Source organism: Photobacterium lutimaris (genome assembly GCF_003025555.1).
GTDB classification, from domain to species: Bacteria; Pseudomonadota; Gammaproteobacteria; order Enterobacterales; family Vibrionaceae; genus Photobacterium; species Photobacterium lutimaris.
The window spans coordinates 100,051-123,072 of the sequence record NZ_PYMH01000012.1 but is presented as its reverse complement, the minus strand read 5'-3'; the positions used below and the strand labels follow the sequence as shown (position 1 = coordinate 123,072).

Genomic DNA, 23,022 nt, shown 5'->3' with positions numbered 1-23,022 from the left:
CTTTTGCTTCAGCGTAAACAAAAAAAGCTCCGTAAGGAGCTTTTTTGCTGTCTGCGTTCGGTGTGGAATTATTCTTCTTCCAGATCGCCGCAGAAACGGTAACCTTCACCGTGGATAGTCGCGATGATTTCCGGGGTATCTGCCACTGACTCGAAGTGTTTGCGGATACGACGGATCGTTACGTCGACGGTACGGTCGTGCGGCTTAAGCTCACGGCCAGTCATTTTCTTCAGTAGCTCGGCACGCGTTTGGATCTTACCTGGGTTTTCACAGAAGTGAAGCAGGGCACGGAACTCAGAGCGTGGCAGCTTGAACTGATCACCGCTTGGGCTAACCAGAGAGCGGCTGTTGATTTCTAGCGACCAGCCGTTGAACTCATAACGTTCAACCAGGCGCTTGTCTTCAGTTGGCAAGCCTTGGTTCATAGCACGAGTTAGCAGGTTGCGAGCACGGATAGTCAGCTCTCGAGGGTTGAACGGCTTGGTGATGTAGTCATCGGCGCCGATTTCCAAACCAAGGATCTTATCCACTTCGTTGTCACGGCCAGTCAGGAACATCAGCGCCATGTCGCCCTGCTCGCGAAGCTCGCGCGCAAGAAGCAGGCCATTTTTACCCGGTAGGTTGATATCCATGATCACCAGGTGAACTGGGTGCTCAGAAAGCATCTGGTGCATTTCTGCGCCATCATTGGCTTCAAAAACGGTGTAACCCTCTGCCTCAAAGATGCTTTTCAGGGTATTACGTGTTACGTGCTCGTCTTCTACAATTAGAATGTGAGGGGTTTGCATTGGCAGTACCTAATTTCTCAAAACGGAATCTGGTCAAAAACAGAATAGTAAAATTCTATATAAAAAATTCACATACAGGCAAAAATTTGGGAGAAATACGTGCTTTATCGTATTTGCTCACAAAACCTGTTGGTACGCCATCCATTTATCCAGCTCATCAAGCCATGATGATTTTCGCTGAAAAAGCCCAAACTTAGGGGCATTGGCTACAATTTCCGTGGGATGGCGACGATTGTATTCACTTAACAGCTCGCTAACAATATAAGCGCTTTGTTTCCGGGCTGCTTTCGGGCACTTTATTGATTTACATCAAACAGTATGAAGCGTATTACGACTCTCCACTTTGCTTAACATTCGCTACAAAAAAATGCATCGTCCCTAAGGTGTTGCACTCTATGTGTGAAAAAAACTCGTTGTGGTGTAGCTATCAATCGATCTTTTTTAAGGTTGCGCAACACCCTGTTTACCCTTGCTTTGCAATTCTAACAGCATTTAATCCGAGAAGCATCGTTCTTAGCAATAAACGCAACCTGGTTCGCCATCGTCAGCTGGAGCTGTCACTCAGAAGGCAATGTGGTGAGATATTGCCCGTAACCTGCAGTGGACCGGATGGGCAATGGCAGGAGCTGGGCTTTGTGGTGCCCATGACCCGAGAGGCGGCATGCCGGGAAGCGGCCCGCTGGGGGCAGAATGCCATTTACTGGGTGGAAGGTAATGAGTTGTTTTTAGTGCCGGTTTTACTCGAGGGGGTACAGACACAAAGATTGGGTGATTGGCCAAGCTTTCTCTACACTTAACGTAGCCCCAGGGAGTGGGGGATGACTCGGCCCGGATAGGGAAAGACCACAAAGATAATAAAGGAGCCTGCAATGAAAGATTTGACCCCGGACTTGTGCGATAACTTTGAACAGGATGTGCGTTGGTTGCCGCTGAGCTTGCAGAACTATGGCGGTCGTCATGTGTTTTACGGCGAGGTCGTGACCTTGCGTTGTTTTGAAGATAACAGCATGGTGCGCGATATCCTTTCACGCAACGGTAGCGGGAAAGTGCTGTTTATTGACGGCCACGCCTCTTGCACTAAAGCGTTACTTGGTGATCAACTGGCGATGTTGGCCCTGAAAAATGGCTGGGAAGGCATTATTATTAACGGTGCGGCGCGGGATGTCGGGATCATTTCGACCCTGAATATCGGTGTCAAGGCGCTGGCGGCCTGTCCAGTTAAAACCGTTAAGCGACAGACCGGAGAAGAAAATGTCACCCTGACCGTCGCCCATACCCTGGTGTACCCCGGTGATATGCTATATGCCGATCTCAATGGGGTGGTATTTAGCAAGCAGCCGCTGGACCTGTCTGAGATTAAGCCCTAGCTTTTAATATAACGAGACAGCAAAACGCCTGGCTTTGCCAGGCGTTTGTCGATGAATGGTGGTTGATCGTGGGTACTTTCTTAGCCAACCGCTAGAAGCGGAAGCCGATACCAAACTGGTAGATTTGCTCAAGCCCTTCGTAGTCGAGGGTGGCATGCAAATTGAGTTTCTCCGTAACTTCATAATTGCTGGAAACCTCGACACCTACCACTGTGTCTTGATCCTGCGTTTCGGAAGTTACGGCACTTTGTAAACTGAGCTTAGGTGTGAAGCTATATTTCACCCCCGATAACATCCCGCGACTGGCTGGTTGGTTCTCGTTGCCGCTTTTCAGTCGGGTGCTAAGATAGAGCTCGGTATTATCTGAAAGTGAATAGGCATAGCCGCTATCGATCTGCCAGAGATCGAACTGCTCTGCCCCCTTCGACTGGGATGAAATAAACCACCCAGATGATGTGTTATCGTCCAGTCTATTTAAGAGTCTGCTTTCTGCTGCTGTTGTTGGTAACGCCACTACCAGCAGGGCAATTGTGATTAGCCATGTGCGCATTCATCACCTTCCCTGTTTTTTTTGTTGTGATTTTTATGTTTATCCTTATCAAAATAATACTAGGTCAAGTAGTACATAATTGAAACAAAGCTTTTTCATTGCTGAGATATGCTGTCAACTTTCTTGTCGTCTCTGTTGGCCCGTTAGGCGCTGCTGGCAGCTGTACGGGAAGACATCTTCAAATTGCCCTTCTTTAATATTATGTTGCAGCTGCTGCCAGTACTGAGGCTCGAACAGATCACTGTGTAGCTCATTGAACAGCAGTCTTACCTTCGGGTTGATCAGCAGGAAGGTTCTGAATTCTTCGGGGAAAACATCATTCACCCCAACGCTGTACCAAGGCTCTGCTGCCATTTCATCTTCTGGGTAGCGAGGAGGCGGGATACGGCGGAAGTTCATCTCGGTCATGTAGCTAATTTCATCGTAATCATAGAACACCACCCGCTTGTGGCGGGTCACGCCGAAGTTTTTGAATAGCATGTCGCCAGGGAAGATATTAGCGGCTGCCAATTGCTTGATGGCCTTGCCGTATTCATCGACCGCATGGCGCAGATCATCATCGTTGGCCTGTTCAACATAGAGATTGAATGGGATCATGCGTCGCTCAATGTAGAGGTGCTTGATTAGGATCTGCTTCTCAGTGACTTTGACAATTGAGGGGGCGACTTCAAGCAGCTCTTCCAGGAGTTCATCACTGAAGCGGTCGCGGTCAAAGCTGAAGTTGCGGTACTCCTGGGTATCAGCCATCCGGCCGACCCGATCATGTTCTTTTACCAGTCGGTACTTTTCCCTGACCACGGCATGGCTTATTTCTTTTTGAGGTGCAAATTTGTCTTTGATGATCTTAAACACAAAGCCGTAGGACGGCAGGGTGAACACGGACATCACCATCCCTTTGATCCCCGGTGCCAACACGAACTGGTCGTCGGAGTGCTCGATATGGTGCAGAAATTCGCGGTATAACTCGGTTTTACCGTGTTTTTGGCAGCCGATAGCGGTATAGAGTTCGGCCTTGGTTTTGTTAGGCATCAGTTCACTGAGAAAACGGACCAAAGCGGCCGGTGCGGGTGCGTAAACCATGAAATAGGAGCGGGCGAAGCCGAACAGGATACTGACCGCATCGACATCCACCAGACAGGCATCGACAATGAGTTTGTTCTCGTCCGTGGTGAGGATAGGAAGCACGATAGGCAGATGGTGGTGGTCGTCGAAGCGGATCCGGCCGACCAGATAAGCCGCCTTGTTCCGGAAAAACGGTTCACGGATCATTTCTATTACCGGGGGCGGGTTGCCCAATGCCGCTAAGTGCTGGCTGATGCGCTCGTCGAGCAGCTGGATATCACGTTGTTTGTCCTCCCATTCCAGGCTGAATGGCGTATCGTCAAGGATCCGGCCCAGCAAGGTATCAAGGCTTGCGCCGGTGTTGTACAAGCGGCTGAGGTTGGTGGGGTAGGTGGGAACTCGACCTTCCTGGGAGCTATGGACGAAAAGCTTATCGCGTTTGATGTTGCGGTGCTCGAAAATTCGGCAATAGACGGAATTGAAAAAACTCTCGGCAATATCGTAGCGGGGATAATCGAGCAGCAGATCTTCGTAAGCGTTTTTCACCGCCATCAGAAAGGCATGGTTGGCATAGCGCTTGCCCAGCATAATGGTGATTTGGCTGGTGACCAGCCCCACATGGTGATCGTAGAACTTGATACGGGTTTTGAGCGCCTGCTGGACTGCAGGCCAGCTCTGGTTTTCGAAGCGCTCCTGTGCGCCGGCAGTGACATCCAAAAATCGGCCATACATGGCATCGAAACCTTGCAGTATCGTGTGTGCGACAAGTTGCTCCATTGCTGCTGTCATCCGGGCTCCCTAATTCTACTGAAGTTAGCCTACAAGTACCGGCACGTTGGTGCCATCAATCGGCACATTATTCCGTTTTGATTAATTATTCACCGTTTCTACTATGCATGGAGTTTAGGTTAACTGCAATAATTTGATGCTAATTATACTGTTATAGCATGGCTTGAATGTGTTAAATGACCGCGTTTTGACAGTTATTTCAACAGATGCCGGTAAGAATAAAGTTGACTCCGGTATGTGATTACGGTAAACGTTAATGCATACATATTATCGGTTATCTGTTTAGGACAGCTATGTTTAACGCATTCGGCATGAATACCACCACCATTATTATTACCGGCACCATGGGTGCTGGGGTGGGCTGATGCGCAAAAGAATTGCAGAAAAAAGCCCACATCCCAAAATGATGTGGGCTTTTTTTTGACCAGATATTTCATCCTGGAGTGGCAAGGTAGCGTCCAGGGGCACGTTTTAGGAAGTTGTGGGAGTAGGGAATGCGAGTATTTAAGTTTGGTGGTTCATCGTTGGCCGATGCCGACCGGTTTGCTCGAGCAGCAGATATCATTACCAACAATGCCCAGCAGGGACCGGTGTCTGTGGTGCTGTCGGCGCCGGGCAAAGTGACGAATAAATTAGTATCGGTGATTGAAAATAGCATCCAGTTTGGTGAGGCGGATGTACAGCTGGCCGATTTGGAAACGGTGTTCAATGAATTGCTGGGCGGGCTTAAAGCTGCCGAACCGGGGTTCGACAAAGCAGCCTTGGATGCCAAACTGGCAAGCTCTCTGGGTCAGCTAAAGCAATACGTTCACGGTATCAAATTGCTGGGTTTATGCCCCGACAATGTTTATGCCAAAATCATCAGCAAGGGTGAAAGGCTCTCGATTGTCATTATGCAGTCATTGCTGCAGGCCAAGGGCCATCAGGCCAGTTTGATTGACCCTGTGGCCTATCTGCTGGCGCATGGTGAATACTTGGAAGCCCATGTTGATATCGAAGCTTCAACACAGAACTTCCGTCAAAATCCACTGCCGCAGGATCATGTCAATATCATGCCGGGCTTCACAGCCGGTAACGAAAAAGGCGAGTTGGTCACTCTTGGCCGTAATGGATCAGATTATTCAGCGGCGGTGTTGGCTGCCTGTCTGCGCGCCGAGAGCTGTGAAATCTGGACCGATGTTGATGGTGTCTACAGTTGCGATCCCCGTCTGGTACCTGATGCCCGCCTACTCAAGTCATTGAGTTACCAAGAAGCGATGGAGCTGTCTTACTTCGGTGCGTCAGTGCTGCATCCGAAAACCATTGCTCCGATTGCCCAGTTCCACATCCCTTGCCTGATCAAAAACAGTTTCAATCCACAAGGGGCCGGGACCTTGATTGGTCTTGATACCGGCGAAGATAAGCTGGATATCAAGGGGATCACGACCCTTAAAGAGCTCACAATGGTCAATGTGTCCGGTCCGGGTATGAAGGGCATGGTCGGTATGGCGGCCCGTGTCTTTGGGGCGATGTCCTCAGCTGGCGTATCGATTGTTCTTATCACTCAGTCGTCATCGGAGTACAGCATCAGCTTCTGTATCGAGAGCTGCGATAAGCTGGAGGCCCAGCGTGCACTCAAGAATCATTTTGAGCTGGAGCTCAAAGAAGGGCTGCTTGAGCCGGTCGAGTTTATGGATAACGTGGCTATCGTGACGTTGGTTGGTGACGGTATGCGTACCTCCCGCGGCGTTGCGTCGCGTTTCTTCACCTCGCTGTCGGAAGTGGATGTCAACATCGTGGCCATTGCCCAGGGCTCTTCTGAGCGGGCGATCTCTGCGGTGATCCCAGATAATAAAGTGTCAGAGTCGGTGAAGGCTTGTCACGAGAACCTATTCAACAGCCAGCACTTCCTCGATGTATTCGTGATCGGGGTCGGTGGTGTCGGCGGCGAGCTGGTCGATCAGATCCAGCGCCAGCAGGCCAAATTGGCCGAGAACGGTATCGTGATCCGAGTGTGCGGTTTGGCCAACAGCAAGGGCCTGCTGCTCGATAGCAATGGCTTGCCGCTGGAAAACTGGCGTGATTCGATGGGCCAGGCCGATGAGCCGCTGAGCCTCGCGCGGATGATCCAGCTGGTAAGGCGTCACCATGTGATCAATCCGATTGTCATTGATTGTACTTCCGATCAGGGTATTGCCGAGCAGTATGTCGATTTCCTATCGGCGGGTTTCCACGTGATCACTCCGAACAAGAAAGCCAATACGGCCAGCATGGCCTACTACCAGCAGCTTCGTCAGGCGGCACGTTCAATGCGCCGTAAGTTCATGTATGACACCACGGTGGGGGCAGGTCTGCCAGTGATTGAAAACCTGCAGAACCTGATGGCTGCCGGTGATGAGCTTGAGCGCTTCTCGGGTATTCTGTCTGGCTCTCTGTCTTTTATTTTTGGCAAGCTAGATGAAGGGATGAGCTTCAGCGAGGCAACGACAGTGGCGCGAAATAACGGCTTTACCGAGCCGGATCCGCGCGATGACCTGTCGGGAATGGATGTTGCCCGTAAACTACTGATCCTGGCAAGGGAAGCGGGTATGGCGCTGGAGCTGGAAGATGTGGTGGTCGAGCAGGCCCTACCGCCGGGCTTTGATGCCGAGGGGTCTGTTGATGACTTCATGGCCCGACTGCCTGAAGCGGATGCCTACTTTGCCGAACTGATTGAACAAGCCGCGAGCGAAAGCAAGGTACTGCGCTATGTCGGTGAAATTACAGACGGTAAATGTGCGGTGAAGATGGCTGCTGTCAATCCGGATGATCCGATGTTCAAGATCAAGGATGGTGAGAACGCGCTGGCTTTCTACAGTCGCTACTACCAGCCAATCCCGTTGGTGCTGAGAGGTTACGGTGCCGGTACTGAAGTGACGGCTGCCGGGGTATTTGCAGACTTGATGCGTACGCTGGGCTGGAAACTAGGAGTTTAAGATGAGTGTAGTGGTTTATGCACCGGCATCGATTGGTAATGTCAGTGTTGGTTTTGATGTGTTGGGGGCCGCGGTGTCCCCTATCGATGGCACCTTGCTGGGCGATCGAGTTTTGGCCGCAGAGGGTGAGCAGTCTTTCTCGCTGAAATGCGTCGGAGCATTTGTCGATAAGCTGCCTAAACAGGTAGAAGAGAATATTGTTTACCGTTGCTGGCAGGTGTTTGCCCGTGAGCTTGATAAGAAAGGTGCTGCGCTCAAGCCTGTAGCCCTGACTTTGGAAAAGAACATGCCAATTGGCTCGGGCCTAGGCTCGAGCGCCTGCTCGATTGTGGCGGCGCTTGATGCGCTTAACCGCTTTCATGATCAGCCACTTGATGAGACTGAGTTATTGGCTCTGATGGGCGAGATGGAAGCGGAGATTTCCGGCAGCTTGCATTACGACAATGTAGCCCCCTGCTACTTGGGCGGTTTGCAGTTTATGGTCGAGGAACTGGGTATCATCAGCCAGTCAGTCCCTTGTTTTGATGACTGGTATTGGGTGATGGCCTATCCCGGCATTAAGGTGCCGACTGCGGAAGCCCGAGCGATTCTGCCATCCCAGTACCGCCGTCAGGATGTGATTGCCCATGGTCGCTATCTAGGGGGCTTTATCCATGCTTGCCATTCAGATCAACCGGCGTTGGCGGCGAAAATGATCAAAGATGTGGTAGCTGAGCCATACCGTGAACGTTTACTTCCTGGTTTTGCCAATGCGCGGCAGTATGCGCTGGAAGCTGGTGCGCTGGCTAGTGGGATCTCTGGCTCGGGGCCTACCATGTTTACCGTGTGTGATGACCTCGAAGTCGCAAAACGTATTGCACGATGGTTGCAAGATCATTATGTTCAGAATGAAGAAGGATTTGTCCATGTCTGTCGTTTGGACGGACAGGGCTCAAAAGTAACAGGAAGTGAGCTGTAACCATGAAGCTATATAACCTAAAAGATCATCAAGAGCAGGTTTCTTTCGGCCAGGCGGTACGCCAAGGCCTCGGCAGTAACCAAGGCTTGTTTTTCCCGGCGGAACTGCCGTCTTTCGACAATGTCGATGCGTTGCTGGAGCTAGATTTTGTCAGCCGTAGTACCGCAATTCTGTCGGCGTTTATCGGTGAGGAGCTGGCCGTTGAGACCGTCTCCCAAATGGTCGGCAATGCTTTCCAGTTCACTGCACCGGTTAAGTCGGTCAAGGAAGGGGTGTACGCCCTTGAGTTGTTCCATGGCCCAACACTGGCCTTCAAGGATTTCGGTGGCCGATTTATGGCCCAGTCACTGGCAGCCGTTTCTGACAGCGATGGCAAAATCACTATCCTGACAGCGACATCCGGGGATACCGGTGCTGCTGTGGCCCACGCTTTTTACGGTATGGACAACATCAAGGTGGTGATCCTGTATCCGAAGGGTAAGATCAGCCCGTTGCAAGAAAAATTGTTCTGTACTCTAGGCGGTAATATTTCTACCGTTGCTGTCGAAGGCACATTTGATGACTGTCAGTCATTGGTTAAACAAGCGTTTGATGATGCCGAGTTGCGTAAGGAAGTTGGCCTGAACTCCGCTAACTCAATCAACATTAGCCGTTTAATGGCGCAGATTTGCTATTACTTCGAAGCCGTTGCTCAGTTGCCTAAAGTGCAGCGAGAAGAGCTGGTCATTGCGGTACCGAGTGGCAATTTCGGTAACTTGACTGCGGGTCTGCTGGCAAAAGCCATCGGCCTGCCAGTGAAACGCTTCATTGCCGCCACTAATGTCAATGATACCGTGCCGCGTTACCTGCAGACTGGTGAGTGGGCGCCGGCACCAACCGTACCGACTATCTCCAATGCCATGGATGTGAGCCAGCCTAACAACTGGCCGCGTATCGAGGAGCTTTGCCGCCTCAAAGGCTGGGGCCTTGATGAGCTGGGCTACGGTGCCGTCGATGATGAGCAGACGGCTGAGACTTTACGCCAGATGGAGCAGGAAGGTTATCTGTGCGAGCCGCACGGTGCTATTGCCTACCGTGTATTGAACGAGCAGCTGGCCGAAGGCGAAACCGGTTTATTCCTGTGTACCGCTCATCCTGCCAAGTTCAAAGAAGTGGTTGATGAGATCCTGGGCAAGGATATCGACCTGCCGGCCCCGTTGGCCAAGCACAATGCGATGGAGCTGTTGTCGGTCGAGCGTGATAACGACTTTGACCAACTGAAGGCGGTATTGCGTAGCGTCCAGTAAGGCGAATTTTTATCGCGCTAAACAAAAAGGGAGCCGAGGCTCCCTTTTTTAGCACTTGATGTTATCGCATTTGATTAGGCGATTTGCTCGCTCTTAGTACTATCGACTTCAGTACCCGTTAGGTTAGTTTCACCAGACACCTCTTCGTCAGCAAATTTGTCGACCCATAGGGCTAGTGCGCCATCACCAGTGATGTTACACGCGGTACCGAACCCGTCTTGTGCCAGGTGCAGAGCGATTTGCAGGCCAATCATGGCTTCGGTAAAACCCATCATAGAACCCAATAGGCCTACAGCTGCCATGACAGCGCCGCCCGGTGCGCCCGGCGCTGCCACCATAGTGATCCCCAGCATACCGATAAACGGCAAAGCTTCAATAAAGCTCGGAACCGTGGCGTTGCCCGTTACCAAGATAACCGCAACACAGACAGAGGTGATACTGATTGCCGATCCTGACATGTGGATGTTGGCACAAAGTGGTACCACGAAGTTGGCAATGGGTTTCTTTACACCGTTTTCTTGGGTCTGGCGCAAGGTCACTGGTAGGCTTGCCGCTGAAGACATGGTGCCAATCGCGGTGACGTAAGCCGGGAGCATGTTTTTTAGAAGCTTTAATGGGGAGCGGCCCAGCAGTGCGCCTGTGGTCAGGAACTGCAGACTTAGCCATAACCAGTGCAGAGCAATGATCAGTACGAGCACAAGGGTAAAAGTTTTCAGGGTTGAGAACACGGTCCCCTGAATTGTCATATCGGCAAACACACCCGAGATGTAGAACGGCAGGGATGGCACCATGACTTTCGATAGGAATAACTCGATGATGTTGCGGCCTTCGTCGCTCAATTTGCGCATGTTTTCGCTATTGGTCGCCGTGATCCCCAACCCAAAGATAAAGGCAACGGCGAGTGCGGTCATTACCCCCATAATCGGTGGGATTTTCAGGTCAATCAATGGCGACAAGGTACGGGCTGCATCGCTAACTTCACCTGGGCTATGCAGAACCGACGGCAATACCTGGCTGGCAACCAAGTAGGCCATTGCACCAGCCCCCATGGTTGAAAGGTAACTCAGACCGACTGTTTTACCGAGCAGTTTGCCGGAGTTTTTCGGTAGGTTGGCAATGCCGCTGGTAACAAAAAATAGAATCAACAGGGGAATAGTAAAACCAATCAGCTGGCTGATAAGTGCTTTCATGGTTATGAGAATTTGCACTAGTAAATCAGGCGCAAACAGGCCGACAAGAATACCTGCCACAATACCTGCAAGAAGTTTTAGAATAAGTTTCATTGTCAAAGTTCCTATCGAGGAGTTTGAGAAATATAAAGAGATTAATGCGCTCTAGTTTGGCGGAGGGTGTTGTATCACTTCCCGATAAGGGATGCCAAAAAAGCGGGCTTTTTATGTCGTACTAGCTACAAAATTAAAAGTGTTTGCGGCTATTCCCTTCTAAACGGTTACTTCTTTGACATAAGTTAAGGTGATGAACATTTGTTAGTAGTGTTCGGTGGTTTTTGTGTGCTAGCAAGCAAAAAAATAGCAGGCAATCAGCCTGCTATTGACAAAAAGGGAGATTCATTCTCTGCTTTTTTGCTTAATTCTGTGTCTGTTCAATATTTTCCGCTTGCGGAGACTGCTTGGCAAATTTGTTGACCCACAGAGAGATAGCGCCATCACCGGTAATATTACAGGTGGTACCGAAGCTGTCCTGGGCCATATATAATGCAATCATCAATGCCAGTTCCGCTTCTCCAAAACCAAGCATCGATGCCATCAATCCAAGTGCAGCCATTACCGCCGTGGAGCCGGTGACCAGCGTGATTGTCGAGCCAGAGAGGTGAATGGTGTGCGTGAGACATAAAAAAACGGCACCCGTAGGTACCGTTTTTTACTAACAGCAGCTGTAATTACAGGCTGTTAGTGAAAGTACGAGCGATAACGTCACGCTGCTGCTCTACCGTCAGAGAGTTGAAGCGTACCGCGTAGCCAGATACACGGATAGTTAGCTGAGGGTATTTTTCTGGGTGCTTAGCAGCATCTTCCAGGGTCTCACGCTTAAGAACGTTAACGTTCAGGTGCTGACCGCCTTCGATCTTAGCTGGCGCTTCGATAGCAACTTCGCGAGACTCGTACTCGCCTAGATCAGCGGCTGGGATCACTTGGTCTGCTTCGAAACCAGCAGATGCTGCAACACAGCGAGCTTCGTTAGTTTCTGAATCAAGCAACCAGATCGAGTTTAGTAGGTCATCGTTAGCTGATTTAGTGATTTGAATACCTTGGATCATGACTTTCTTCTCCGTATAAGACTTATTTTTATGACCTAACCCCTGAGGTTTAAGCCTGATTTTGCAAAATTATGACTAGTGAAAAATACGACCGGATGTCGGTATTTATGATAATGAGAAGCCTTGTGAGCAAAAGGTTCCAACCGTCATAAGCCATATTTTTTAGTAGTTATAATTCACAATCTCCGCTTGTCGGGGGTGTCGTTAGTTTTTTCTATTTTCTTGTTGAGTTGCGTATTATATATCTCGATGGTGCTAATTGTGTATTGATTTAGATCAAATTACAACAAAAAACCTTAAATTTCGCAGGGCGATTTTATTGAGCTAGGTCAACTAACCCGCATTTTTATGGGTTTTTAACTAATGCGTTATCATTTAAAAAATATTTGAGTGGATCATTTGTAGTAAAATTACAACAAAAAAATGAGCGCTATTCCCCTAACCTCTCGGAAAAGGCGTTTTTGTCCTGATCAATCTGTAAGCGCTGACGTTGATAAATAACGTACAATCGGTGCTTAAAATGAAAAACATTAAAGTAGGAAAAAAATGAAATTAATTGGTGCGCACGTATCCGCAGCCGGCGGAGTACATCACTCGCCAGAAAATGCCAATAAGATTGGTGCCAATGCGTTTGCTCTATTCACCAAAAATCAGCGCCAGTGGGCCGCCAAGCCGCTGGAGCAAGATGTCATCACGGCATTCAAGGCGCGCTGTCAGCAATACGGCTTCAGCCCCGATGCCATTCTCCCTCATGATTCATACCTGATAAACCTCGGGGCACCGGAGAGTGAGAAGCTGGAAAAGTCACGCAACGCGTTTATTGATGAAATGGCCCGTTGCGAGCAACTCGGGTTGCACTTGCTGAACTTCCACCCGGGTAGCCATTTGAAAAAAATCCCTGAAACCGACTGCCTTTCTTTGATTGCCGAGTCCATCAACCTGGCACACGCAGAGGTACCCGATGTCGTCGCAGTGATTGAAAATACGGCTGGGCAGGGAAGCAACCTCGGCTGGCGCTTCGAGCAACTGGCCAGCATCATCGAGCAGGTGGAAGATAAATCCCGGATCGGGGTGTGTATCGATACATGCCATGCGTTTGCCGCCGGCTATGACTTGCGCAGTGAAACGGCCACAGATAAGACGTTTGCTGAGTTTGATCAGATTGTCGGAATGAAATACCTACGTGGTATGCATCTCAATGACTCCAAAGGTGGATTAGGCAGCCACCTAGACCGTCATCATAGTTTGGGAGACGGTGAAATCGGCTGGGAATGCTTTCGCTACCTGATGCAAGATAGCCGATTTGATAATATTCCACTGGTACTGGAAACCATCAACCCCGATATCTGGCAGCAGGAAATAGCAACATTGCGTTCGATGATTCCTGAAGCCGAGTAATATTCGCAATATTGGATCAACGCTCACCCATTTAGGGCAATATCGGCGGGGTAGATGTTGATGCTGATTTTAACCTATTGATTTGCATTCATTTGTAATCTTATCAATTCTGGCACTAATTTTTCATAACTGTTCTTAGTAATGAGATATTAAAGAGAGGGAAAGGTTATGAACAGTGAAATGATGATATTGAATTACGGCATCTCACGATTACCACAGGCTCACCGTCATATTCAGGGGCGAGGACATTGGCGTACGCCCGTCACCCCTAAAGCGCGCTATCAGGTGGATTAAATACAGCGTCCATCTTCTCCTTTTGATGAGCCCCCTATCTGCTTGAGTGGATGGGGGGCTTTGTTTTATCAGCCAACCCCATACAATAGGCAGCAAAAGTAATACCACTGAGTTTGGTATAAGAGGATCCGAGAATGAGTACTGTACAGAACTGGCAAGAGGTCATCGAGACTGAACGCCAGAAACCGTATTTCCAGCAGGTGGAGCAATATGTTGCCACTGAGCGTGCGGCTGGAAAAGAAATCTATCCACCTCAGGACGCTGTATTCAATGCGCTGGTGGCGACACCGCTTTCAGAGGTCAAGGTGGTCATTTTGGGACAAGATCCTTATCACGGCCCGGGACAAGCGCATGGCTTGAGTTTTTCGGTCCGTCCTGGTGTGAAAATTCCGCCGTCTTTGGCCAATATGTACAAAGAGTTGGTAACGGATATTGACGGCTTTACCCCGCCGAACCACGGTTATCTTCAAAGCTGGGCCGAGCAAGGTGTGTTGCTGCTCAACACCGTACTGACAGTAGAGCAAGGCAATGCCCACTCGCATGCCAAGATAGGGTGGGAGGTATTTACCGACCGCTTGATTGAAGTGGTCGATCAACATTGCGAGGGCGTTATTTTCTTGCTGTGGGGCGCGCATGCGCAAAAGAAGGGAAAGAAAATCAATACCGAACGGCATCATGTACTGCGCTCTGCTCATCCCTCACCATTGTCTGCTTACAGAGGCTTCTTTGGTTGTAAACATTTCTCACAGACAAACCAGCTATTAAAACAGATGAATAAGCCAGTTATAAATTGGTTGCTGGAAGATTAATCTTTATTTGTCGGGTTGTGTGATTTGTGTAAAGGAATTGCGTATTAAATAACCGAGATCAAGGTGTATTTTTCCATCCTTGCATACACTTTTAGTAATGGAGTTGACTGGGAGGTTTATGCAATGATGCTGGATGATATTCACACTGAACATGGTTATATTTGCCGACTGTTGAAGATCCTTCAACAGAAGCTGGTCGCAATACGCAATGGGCAAGAAGTTAATTATGGCCTGATCAAAGATATTGTGGATTACCTGCAGAACCATGCCGAGTGCTGCCACCATCCTAAAGAGGATGTGCTCTACCATTATTATCAAGATCACTATGCTGACAGTGCTGGTGAGGTAAAAAGTCTGGAGAAAGAACATGAAGAGCTGGCGAGGTTAACCCGGGAGTTTGCCGACACGGTTGATATGATTCTGATGGATGCGGTGATCCCGCTCGATGTGTTTGCCGACAAGCTCAATGCCTTTGTTGTTAGCCAGCTTGCCCATTTGGAGTTCGAGGAAAAACATATTCTTCCTCTGATCCATAAGCACTTCACCCAAGAAGACTGGCTGGCGGTGTCACAACAGTATGAGGAGTGTGACTGCGATCCGCTATTTGGTGGCCAGGTGACCGAGCGGTACCGTCATTTAGCTGAGCGGCTGCAAGCATAACCGCAGCGGAGTGAGCAATACTAATGGAAGAGCCGGCGCGAGGCTGGCTCTTTAGTCGAACATTAGGTTTTTTATAGGCTAGAAATCAAGGTCTTCGTCTGATGAATCCTTGAACATATCGATATCAGCCAACTCACGGCGCAGCCTTTCCCTATCTTTTAGCGCTTCAATTTCACGCCACTTACGTTTTACCGGCTTGCTACGAGCACCACGTCTTGGTGTTTCTGTTGCAAGAATGTCATCGAATGCATAGCTGTCCATAGAGCACCTCTTCCTTACAATCGGTTCTATTTAAATATCATAGCAAGACCCAAAATAAAATTGATGTGTTTCGCAAATGTTACTTAACGATGAATATTTGATGTGCGGCAGGTCCCAATGTCAGTTGGTTGTCTAAAAAAACACCATAAAAGAGAAGGGATTAGCGGTTAGTGAGAGGTGTCAAAAGGAAAATATTGACACTAAATTAGCCAGTATCATGCTAGATAAGCAATATTCATATGAGGGATGTTGATTTTTGCTGGTTATCTTTGCATGATCATCTGCCATCTGCAGTTATACCATATAAGGTCAAGTTGGCAGGTGGCTGTCTTCTTATGCCTCTTGTTAACATCATGCCTACATCGTAGCTGCGCAGGATAGCGGCCCGCACTTGCAGGCGTAGCTCATGTGCTGCTGTCTTTTACCACATAATAAAACTAAGGTTGTAGTAACTGTTTTGTCTAACCGACAGGTTTTGGTTTGGTTGGCGGACGGACTGAACCGATACTTTCTGCTTGCGGCCTGATGGCCGGTTTCAGCTAATTATTGATTTCTAGAGGGGTAGACGTGTCAAGTCAGATTAATTTTTTGAACGACCTGTTATGGGGCTCAGTGCTCATTTATTTGTTGATTGGCGTTGGCGTATTCTTTACCTATCGGTTGGGGTTTATTCAGTTCCGTCATTTTGGTCATATGTTCAGCGTGATGAAAAACAGCCGCAAGTCAGATAAGTCAGGTATTTCATCATTCCAGGCGCTGTGTACCAGCCTGGCAGCCCGTGTCGGTACCGGTAATATGGCTGGCGTCGCGGTAGCGCTGACGCTGGGCGGACCGGGTGCGATTTTCTGGATGTGGCTGATTGCCATGTTGGGGATGGCGACGGCGTTTGCCGAGAGCGCGCTGGCTCAGCTCTACAAGACCCGGGATGATGACGGTAACTACCGTGGTGGTCCTGCTTATTATATGGAAAAAGGCTTGGGCATGCGCTGGATGGGCGTGGTGTTCTCGATTTTCCTGATTATTGCGTTTGGCTTGGTCTTCAACTCGGTTCAGGCTAACTCGATAACCCTTGCAATGAATGTCGCCTTCGGCTGGAACCCGGCGTATGTTGGTGTTGTGCTGGTGATGATGGCCGGTGTGATTATTTTCGGTGGTCTACGTACGATTGCCCGTACGGCAGAAATCCTGGTACCTGCGATGGCCCTGTGTTACCTGGTGCTTGCCCTATTCATCATGTTTACCAACCTTGAAAAGCTACCTGAAGTGCTGGGTTTGATTTTCCGTAGTGCGTTCGGTCTGGAAGAAGCGGCCTCGGGGGCGTTGGGCTATACCATTGCGCAGGGTATGATCAATGGTCTCAAACGCGGTTTGTTCTCCAATGAAGCCGGTATGGGTTCGGCACCGAATGCTGCGGCTTCAGCCACACCGTATCCGCCACACCCCGCCTCTCAGGGTTATGTGCAAATGCTGGGCGTATTCATGGATACCATTGTGATCTGTTCCGCGACGGTAGCGATTATCTTGATGTCGGGCGAGTATGTCCCGCATAGCGAAATCACCGGTATTGAATTGACCCAGCGCGCATTGAGCTCTCAGGTGGGTGGCTGGGGGGCCATTTTCATTGCGGTGGCTATCTTCTTCTTTGCCTTTACCTCATTGGTGGCCAATTACTCTTATGCAGAAACCAATTTGATTTTCCTCGAGCACAACCATAAAGCGGGTCTGACTGTGTTCCGCTTTGTGGTACTGGGGATGGTGATGTTCGGTGCAGTGGCTGATTTGCCGACGGTCTGGGCCATGGCGGATGTGTCGATGGGGATGATGGCGATCATCAACTTGATAGCTATCGTGCTGTTGTCCGGTACGGTGGTGAAACTGGCCAAGGATTACAACCAGCAGCTCAAGGAGGGGAAAGTCCCTACCTTTGATAGTCAGGATTACCCTGAGTTGCACGCTCAGTTGGAAGAAGGGATCTGGGATCAGTCTAAGAAGGATTGATCTTCGCTTGCCATCGAATTGGGCGATAACAACAATAGAAAAGACCACGCGTACAACGCGTGGTTTTTTTTTGTCAGGCTGTTAACATCTTAGCCATATAAGATCAAAAGGAAGCATCCCATGTTAATTGTGGTTTCACCGGCAAAAACACTCGATTACGATTCTCCGTTGGCAACAGAGACGTTCACCCTGCCTGAGTTGACTGACCATTCGGCTGAGTTGATTGAAGTGTGTCGAGAGCTGACCCCAGTCCAGATTGCCAGCCTGATGAAAGTCAGCGATAAAATCGCCGGTTTGAATGCGGCCCGCTTCGCTGAGTGGCAGCCTGAATTTACTACCGATAACGCCCGTCAGGCGATTTTGGCCTTCAAGGGGGATGTCTACACCGGTTTGGCCGCCGAAACCATGGATGACGTGCAATTGGCTTATGCTCAGCAGCACCTGCGAATGCTATCGGGCCTGTATGGCCTATTGCGCCCGCTTGACTTGATGCAGCCATACCGTCTTGAGATGGGGACCAAGCTGGCTAACCCGCGCGGTACCAATTTGTACCAATTCTGGGGCAATATCATTACTGATAAGGTCAACCAGGCATTGGCTGAGCAAGGTGATGATACCCTGATCAACCTGGCGTCAAACGAATACTTTAAGGCGGTCAAGATCAAGCAGGTGGCGGGTAAGATCGTTACTCCGGTGTTCAAAGACTGCAAGAATGGCACTTACAAGGTGATCAGCTTTTACGCCAAGAAGGCGCGAGGCATGATGGCTCGTTATATTATTGATAATCAAGTGGATTCAGTGGAAAAGCTCAAGCAGTTCGACACGGCGGGCTACTACTTTGTGCCAGCTGAATCGACGGCGACTGAACTGGTGTTCAAGCGCGAAGCGCAGTAGTTATTATTGTGTAGAGTCGTGGTACCCATATTATTGGGTTGGGTATTAGAAAAAACGGGCTGGTGAATACCAGCCCGTTTGTGTTTTCGCTAAAAGCTGAAGTATTATTTTTTCGCTTTTTTCTTTTTCACAGCCGTTTTCTTTTTCGGATCTTTTTTCTTCTTCTTTTTCACCGTCAGGGCTTTTTTGTGTTTCGGGCGCATGCCTTCGACAAAACGCTCAGCCACTTCTTCGTTCATGTAGCGGCCAACACGATCGATCATGCCCTGATCATGTGCTTCGATAAGGGATACCGCCGTTCCCTTCTTACCGGCACGGGCTGTACGGCCAATTCGGTGCAGGTAAACATCGGCAGTACGCGGCATGTCGAAGTTGATCACATGGCTGATATCCGGTAGGTCGATACCACGGGCAGCAACATCGGTAGCCAGCATGATATTGATTTCGCCGTCGCGGAAGCGGCGAATCGTATTGTTACGCGAGGCTTGGGCCATTTCGCCTTGGATCCAGCAGCAAGGGATCTGCATCGCAGCCAGCTGATCACGCAGTGTCGCAAGACGTTCACGGGTCTTGACGAAAATGATCGTGCGCTCAGCTTCGCTTTTGAGGATCGTCTCCAGCAGCGCCAGCTTGTGAGCCATATCGTCACAGCGGTGGTAGTACTGATGGATTTTCTTGCGCTCACGGCGTGGCGGCTCGGCATTGACTTCAACCGGCTCGTTGAGGATGGTGCTTGAGAAGTCACGGACACCTTTGCCTTCCAAGGTGGCAGAGAACAGCAGGCTTTGGCGACGCCAGCGACATTCGTTATGAAGACGCTGAACAATTTTACCAAAGCCCATGTCCAGCATGCGGTCAGCTTCATCGAGGATCAGGCATTCAATTGCACGGCAGTCAAAGCGCTCGCTTTCGATGTATTCCATCAGGCGGCCCGGTGTTGCCACCACAATATCTTGGGTTTTACCCAATAGCTCGGCATGTTCATCGTAGGAGATACCGCCGGTAATGGTGAAAACCTTCAGCTGGGTGTGCTTGGCAAGCGCGCGGGCTTGATCGGCGACCTGAATAGCCAGCTCTCGGGTTGGTGTCAGTACCAGTACGCGTGCAGGCCCCGGCTTTTTACGCGGGAAATCTTGCAGGTGCTGGATCATCGGTAGAAGAAATGCTGCGGTTTTTCCGGTACCGGTAGGAGCGGATGCCAGTACATCTCGGCCATCCAGCGCGTGCGGGATCGCTTCAGCTTGGATCACGGTAGGGCGATCGTAGCCGAGATCGGCAATGGCCTGCAGCAGCTCGCTATCTAATTCTAATTCGGAAAACTCTCTCACCAGTCATTTCTCCTTGGGAACTCAGGGAATCCCCCTTTTAGTATGGGGAGCCTATCGATCGCCGGTTACGTGCAAAAAACATAAGGGGCGGCATTATAGAGATTATTGCCGCAACGATCACCGATAAAAGTATAAAAACTTCCGTATTTCGCCAAACCTAAGGTGGGATCCACACTACATATTCAGGTAAAACGCCTTGGTTAGGGCAATAAAGTCCTCACTGTATTGGTCATTTTGGTGGATCACCAGCTGTTCGGTTTGGCACGGTGCCGGACTTGACCTCAAGTCAATCAGCAGCCGGCTTGGTGGTTTGCGTTCGGTGGTTTTCACTTTGCATAGTCGCTGGCAATAGAGCTGCTGGGCGCGCGCCGCTTCGATAAATTGCTCGCCTTCATAAACCGGCAAGATAAGGCTAGCACTTCCGGTTGGGCTCAGAAGGTGGCCAATTGCCGCCAGCAACTCGCTATGCGGCAAGGTATCTGTATGACGTGCCGCTGCTCGGGCCTGGCAGCCAGCTTGCTCGCCATGGTTGAAGTAGGGCGGGTTACAGACGATCGTATCGACGGATCCGGCTGGTTGCTGGCTGGCCCATGCTTGAATGGTCTGATGCGTTATCTCAATGCGATCTGCCCACGGGGAATCGGTGATGTTGCACTGCGCTGCCATCGCGGCACCGTTGTCAATTTCAATCGCGGTGACGGGATTACCTTGCTTAGCTGTGCGTTGTGCTGCCATCAGCGCAAGCAAACCGCTACCGGTGCCGATATCGAGGATCGGGCCAGATAGCGGCAGGGCTGCCCAGGCGCCGAGCAGAACCCCATCCGTACTGACGGGCATGCCACAGCCGTGATCGTTAATGTGGAATTGCTTGAAGGTGAACCCTTTTGCCATGGTGTTGCTGGACCTTGTTCTGTTTTTGACCTTGGCATTATAGCCTGCTCGGGATGAATTTAAGAATGATAACCTTCTGTTGGATAGTTGTTACATGGTTATTGCTTCTGTTTTTGATGTTTTTAATAAGTGGTTTTTATTAGTTTTTGATCTCGTATGGGGTTTTTATTTTGGTTGTATATGCTGGTTCTCTGATACCCAGGCCAAAGATTATGGTGTTTTTCACTACCTTGTTGCTTATTGAGTGCTTTTTCGTCATTATGCTGCGAGCAAGGTCACATTCAGGTAATCCTTTTTTGTGGCCAAAAAAATAACAATATTTACAAATACAGCAGACATAACATCAAGAGTGGAAGGTGCAGTTTGAAAAAGTCACTCAGTTTTACCGATATCATGGCGTTGGGTTTTATGACCTTCGCTTTCTTTCTAGGCGCAGGCAATATCATATTCCCGCCGCAGGCTGGCCAGCAGGCTGGTGATCATCTCGTACCGGCGATGTTCGGATTCCTATCAACTGGCGTTACCTTACCGCTGGTTGCCATCATTGCCGTTGCCGTTGCCGGCGGTTGGAAAGGCATGACCCAGGACCTGCCGTCGAAAGTGGCAACCTTACTGGCGGTGTTGATCTTTATCGTGATTGGCCCGGCGTTTGCCGCTCCGCGTGCTGGTCTGGTGGCGTATGAAATGGGCGTGAAACCGTTCATTGCCGATGCAGGACAGCTAAGCCTTACTGTTTTCTCTATCGTCTTTTTTGGCATAGCGATGCTCCTGTCACGCTCTCGTGGCAATCTGGTTGATATGGTCGGCAAATTCCTGACGCCGATCTTGTTTATTGCTTTGGTGGTGCTGGCTGTTAGCGTTGTCGTTAACCCGCAGGATGCGATTGAAGCGGCAAAGGGTGACTATGTTGCCATGCCGTTCCTCAAAGGCTTTGTCGAAGGCTATAACACCCTGGATGCTGTGGCAGCCTTGCTATTCGGTATGGTGATTGTCGATGCCGTACGCAGCAAAGGTGTGACCGATGAGCAAGCAACCCGTAAATACCTGATCATGGCGGGGTTGATTGCCGCTGCGGGTCTGGCATTTGTGTATGTTTCCCTGTTCTACTTGGGTGCGACCAGTGTCAATATTGCGGCCAATGCCTCGAATGGCGGTGACATCCTAGCGATCTACGTGGCTGCGCTGTTTGGTCCTGCCGGCCAGATGATGCTGTCGTTGATTGTATTGCTGGCGTGCTTGACCACCGTGGTTGGCCTGATCAGTGCGTGTTCTGAGTACTTCTCGTCGCTGACTAGCTGGTCTTACGAAAAATGGGCAGTACTGCTGTCTGTAGCTTGCTGTGTGGTTGCCAATGTAGGTCTGAACCAGCTGATTGTTCTGTCGCTGCCGGCGTTGTTTGCCTTGTACCCAATTGCGATGGCACTGGTTATCCTGACGTTCATCCGCCGTTGGTTACCAAATCCGGCATTGTCTTACCGCGTTGTTATGCTGGTGGCGCTGTCGTTCAGCATGATTGATGCCGCTAAGGTCGCAGGTTTTAATGTTTCTGCATTCCGTGTTCTGCCATTGTTTGATTACGGTATGGCGTGGTTGATGCCGACGTTTGCGGCGCTGGTTGTGACTTGCTTTGTCGGTGCCCAAAAGGCGGTGAAGCAAGGCCAGCAGGAAAGCCAAACGGCGTAACGGTCATATATAGAGAGTCGCTTTGAATAAAAGGGCGGCTGACAAAAAGGGATGCCTCGCATCCCTTTTTTTGTATTTCAAGCGACCCTTTTGGCGGCCTGCGATGAGCAAAGCGTTATAGCGTTTCGCTGTACTCAGTCAGGATTTGTTCACACCAGGTCGTGATACGCTCATCGCTTAATTCATACTGGCTATCTTCATCCAGAGCCAATCCGACAAATAGCGTACCGTCGTCGGTGAGCGCTTTTGAGGCTTCGAAGTCATACCCCTCGTTTGGCCAGTAACCGACAAACTGGGCGCCGGTCGGCAGCAGTTTCTCGTGCAGCATGCCCATCGCATCGAGGAACCATTCGGTATAGCCTTCCTGATCGCCAAGGCCGAATAGGGCCACGGTTTTGCCATTAAGACTAAGCCCGTCAAGTTGTTCCCACACGGCTTCCCAGTCTTCTTGCAGCTCGCCGAAATCCCACGTAGAGATCCCAAGGATCAGCATGTCGTACTGGTTCATCCCGCTGATATCTGCTTCTTTGATATTATGTAAATCAACCAGTTCAGCACCGATGCATTCGCGGATTTTCTCCGAGGCCATTTCGGTATAGCAGGTGGTTGAGCCGTAGAATAAGCCAATCTTCATGCTGCTTGTCCAATGTGTAACGAATAAATGATAGGGGATTCTACCTAGCTTGGGCGGTCTTGACTATTTCTGAGTGATTGAGTCAGAAATTCCGGCTGCAACTGGGCCGAGTCGTTACATTTAGCAGGAAATCGTCTACC

The 23,022-nt window shown here is 49.9% G+C and carries 22 protein-coding genes and 1 other annotated feature; of the genes, 12 read left to right on the top strand and 10 right to left on the bottom strand.

What is annotated here, in order from left to right; all coding sequences use genetic code 11:
* Window positions 1-68: 68 nt before the first annotated feature.
* Window positions 69-788, bottom strand: coding sequence for a two-component system response regulator ArcA (gene arcA / locus C9I99_RS20765; RefSeq protein ID WP_047874498.1), 720 nt, complete (start codon window positions 786-788; stop codon window positions 69-71).
* Between arcA and C9I99_RS27035 the strand changes: the two genes are divergently transcribed.
* The 3 genes from C9I99_RS27035 (at window position 788) to C9I99_RS20755 (ending at window position 2,155) form a co-directional block, all read left to right on the top strand.
* The gene (locus C9I99_RS27035; RefSeq protein WP_133638263.1) at window positions 788-985 is read left to right on the top strand and encodes a hypothetical protein; all 198 of its coding nucleotides are present in this window, start codon (window positions 788-790) and stop codon (window positions 983-985) included. The genes arcA and C9I99_RS27035 overlap by 1 nt on opposite strands.
* A 198-nt stretch (window positions 986-1,183) precedes the next feature.
* On the top strand, window positions 1,184-1,585 hold the full coding sequence (locus C9I99_RS20760; protein ID WP_107350743.1) for a DUF3293 domain-containing protein: 402 nt from the start codon (window positions 1,184-1,186) through the stop codon (window positions 1,583-1,585).
* A 72-nt stretch (window positions 1,586-1,657) separates the two neighbouring features.
* Window positions 1,658-2,155: a putative 4-hydroxy-4-methyl-2-oxoglutarate aldolase gene (locus C9I99_RS20755; protein WP_107350742.1), complete on the top strand. Its 498-nt coding sequence runs from the start codon at window positions 1,658-1,660 to the stop codon at window positions 2,153-2,155.
* 91 nt (window positions 2,156-2,246) lie between these two features.
* Here C9I99_RS20755 and C9I99_RS20750 read toward each other — a convergent pair whose 3' ends face one another.
* Together C9I99_RS20750 and aceK are read right to left on the bottom strand one after the other, a co-directional pair.
* On the bottom strand, window positions 2,247-2,705 hold the full coding sequence (locus C9I99_RS20750; RefSeq protein WP_107350741.1) for a hypothetical protein: 459 nt from the start codon (window positions 2,703-2,705) through the stop codon (window positions 2,247-2,249).
* Window positions 2,706-2,819: 114 nt separating this feature from the next.
* Window positions 2,820-4,556, bottom strand: a complete 1,737-nt coding sequence (gene aceK, locus C9I99_RS20745) for a bifunctional isocitrate dehydrogenase kinase/phosphatase (protein ID WP_107350740.1) — start codon at window positions 4,554-4,556, stop codon at window positions 2,820-2,822.
* Between the two features lie 303 nt (window positions 4,557-4,859).
* Window positions 4,860-4,979: a sequence feature (Thr leader region), on the top strand.
* Window positions 4,980-5,050: 71 nt separating this feature from the next.
* Between aceK and thrA the strand changes: the two genes are divergently transcribed.
* From thrA to thrC, 3 genes are read left to right on the top strand one after another with little or no spacing between them, the layout of a single operon-like run.
* Complete coding sequence (thrA, locus tag C9I99_RS20740) at window positions 5,051-7,510, top strand: bifunctional aspartate kinase/homoserine dehydrogenase I (RefSeq protein ID WP_107350739.1); 2,460 nt, start codon at window positions 5,051-5,053, stop codon at window positions 7,508-7,510.
* A gap of 1 nt (window position 7,511) precedes the next feature.
* On the top strand, window positions 7,512-8,468 hold the full coding sequence (gene thrB, locus C9I99_RS20735) for a homoserine kinase (protein WP_107350738.1): 957 nt from the start codon (window positions 7,512-7,514) through the stop codon (window positions 8,466-8,468).
* Between the two features lie 2 nt (window positions 8,469-8,470).
* On the top strand, window positions 8,471-9,754 hold the full coding sequence (gene thrC / locus C9I99_RS20730; RefSeq protein ID WP_107350737.1) for a threonine synthase: 1,284 nt from the start codon (window positions 8,471-8,473) through the stop codon (window positions 9,752-9,754).
* Between the two features lie 74 nt (window positions 9,755-9,828).
* Here the strand turns inward: thrC and C9I99_RS20725 are convergent, their stop codons facing one another.
* From C9I99_RS20725 to grcA, 3 genes are all read right to left on the bottom strand, one after another.
* Window positions 9,829-11,037: a dicarboxylate/amino acid:cation symporter gene (locus C9I99_RS20725; protein WP_107350736.1), complete on the bottom strand. Its 1,209-nt coding sequence runs from the start codon at window positions 11,035-11,037 to the stop codon at window positions 9,829-9,831.
* 304 nt (window positions 11,038-11,341) lie between these two features.
* Window positions 11,342-11,563 (bottom strand): cation:dicarboxylate symporter family transporter, encoded by a 222-nt coding sequence (locus C9I99_RS20720; RefSeq protein WP_275937933.1) that lies wholly within the window; start codon window positions 11,561-11,563, stop codon window positions 11,342-11,344.
* 91 nt (window positions 11,564-11,654) lie between these two features.
* Window positions 11,655-12,032, bottom strand: coding sequence for an autonomous glycyl radical cofactor GrcA (grcA, locus tag C9I99_RS20715; RefSeq protein ID WP_107350735.1), 378 nt, complete (start codon window positions 12,030-12,032; stop codon window positions 11,655-11,657).
* 546 nt (window positions 12,033-12,578) lie between these two features.
* Here grcA and nfo point away from each other — a divergent pair.
* The 3 genes from nfo (at window position 12,579) to C9I99_RS20700 (ending at window position 15,193) form a co-directional block, all read left to right on the top strand.
* Entirely contained in the window at window positions 12,579-13,430 is an 852-nt protein-coding gene (gene nfo / locus C9I99_RS20710; protein ID WP_107350734.1) for a deoxyribonuclease IV, read from the top strand.
* Window positions 13,431-13,858: 428 nt separating this feature from the next.
* Window positions 13,859-14,533: a uracil-DNA glycosylase gene (ung, locus tag C9I99_RS20705; RefSeq protein WP_107350733.1), complete on the top strand. Its 675-nt coding sequence runs from the start codon at window positions 13,859-13,861 to the stop codon at window positions 14,531-14,533.
* Window positions 14,534-14,656: 123 nt separating this feature from the next.
* Window positions 14,657-15,193 (top strand): hemerythrin domain-containing protein, encoded by a 537-nt coding sequence (locus tag C9I99_RS20700; RefSeq protein WP_107350732.1) that lies wholly within the window; start codon window positions 14,657-14,659, stop codon window positions 15,191-15,193.
* A gap of 78 nt (window positions 15,194-15,271) precedes the next feature.
* Here C9I99_RS20700 and C9I99_RS20695 read toward each other — a convergent pair whose 3' ends face one another.
* Entirely contained in the window at window positions 15,272-15,454 is a 183-nt protein-coding gene (locus tag C9I99_RS20695; protein WP_107350731.1) for a DUF3545 family protein, read from the bottom strand.
* A 567-nt stretch (window positions 15,455-16,021) separates the two neighbouring features.
* Here C9I99_RS20695 and C9I99_RS20690 point away from each other — a divergent pair.
* Both C9I99_RS20690 and yaaA read left to right on the top strand, forming a co-directional pair.
* A complete protein-coding gene (locus C9I99_RS20690) occupies window positions 16,022-17,452 on the top strand; it encodes an alanine/glycine:cation symporter family protein (RefSeq protein ID WP_107350730.1) in 1,431 nt (476 codons plus the stop codon).
* 120 nt (window positions 17,453-17,572) lie between these two features.
* The gene (yaaA, locus tag C9I99_RS20685; RefSeq protein WP_107350729.1) at window positions 17,573-18,346 is read left to right on the top strand and encodes a peroxide stress protein YaaA; all 774 of its coding nucleotides are present in this window, start codon (window positions 17,573-17,575) and stop codon (window positions 18,344-18,346) included.
* Between the two features lie 104 nt (window positions 18,347-18,450).
* On the opposite strand, the gene srmB is transcribed toward yaaA, so the two are convergent.
* Window positions 18,451-19,674 carry an ATP-dependent RNA helicase SrmB gene (gene srmB, locus C9I99_RS20680; protein WP_107350728.1) on the bottom strand — a complete coding sequence of 408 codons (1,224 nt, stop codon included), beginning with the start codon at window positions 19,672-19,674 and terminating at the stop codon, window positions 18,451-18,453.
* Window positions 19,675-19,848: 174 nt separating this feature from the next.
* Window positions 19,849-20,565: a tRNA1(Val) (adenine(37)-N6)-methyltransferase gene (locus C9I99_RS20675; protein WP_107350727.1), complete on the bottom strand. Its 717-nt coding sequence runs from the start codon at window positions 20,563-20,565 to the stop codon at window positions 19,849-19,851.
* 363 nt (window positions 20,566-20,928) lie between these two features.
* On the opposite strand from C9I99_RS20675, the gene brnQ reads away from it, so the two are divergent.
* Complete coding sequence (brnQ, locus tag C9I99_RS20670; RefSeq protein ID WP_107350726.1) at window positions 20,929-22,248, top strand: branched-chain amino acid transport system II carrier protein; 1,320 nt, start codon at window positions 20,929-20,931, stop codon at window positions 22,246-22,248.
* 115 nt (window positions 22,249-22,363) lie between these two features.
* Here brnQ and fldB read toward each other — a convergent pair whose 3' ends face one another.
* A complete protein-coding gene (fldB, locus tag C9I99_RS20665) occupies window positions 22,364-22,882 on the bottom strand; it encodes a flavodoxin FldB (RefSeq protein ID WP_107350725.1) in 519 nt (172 codons plus the stop codon).
* Window positions 22,883-23,022 lie beyond the last annotated feature (140 nt).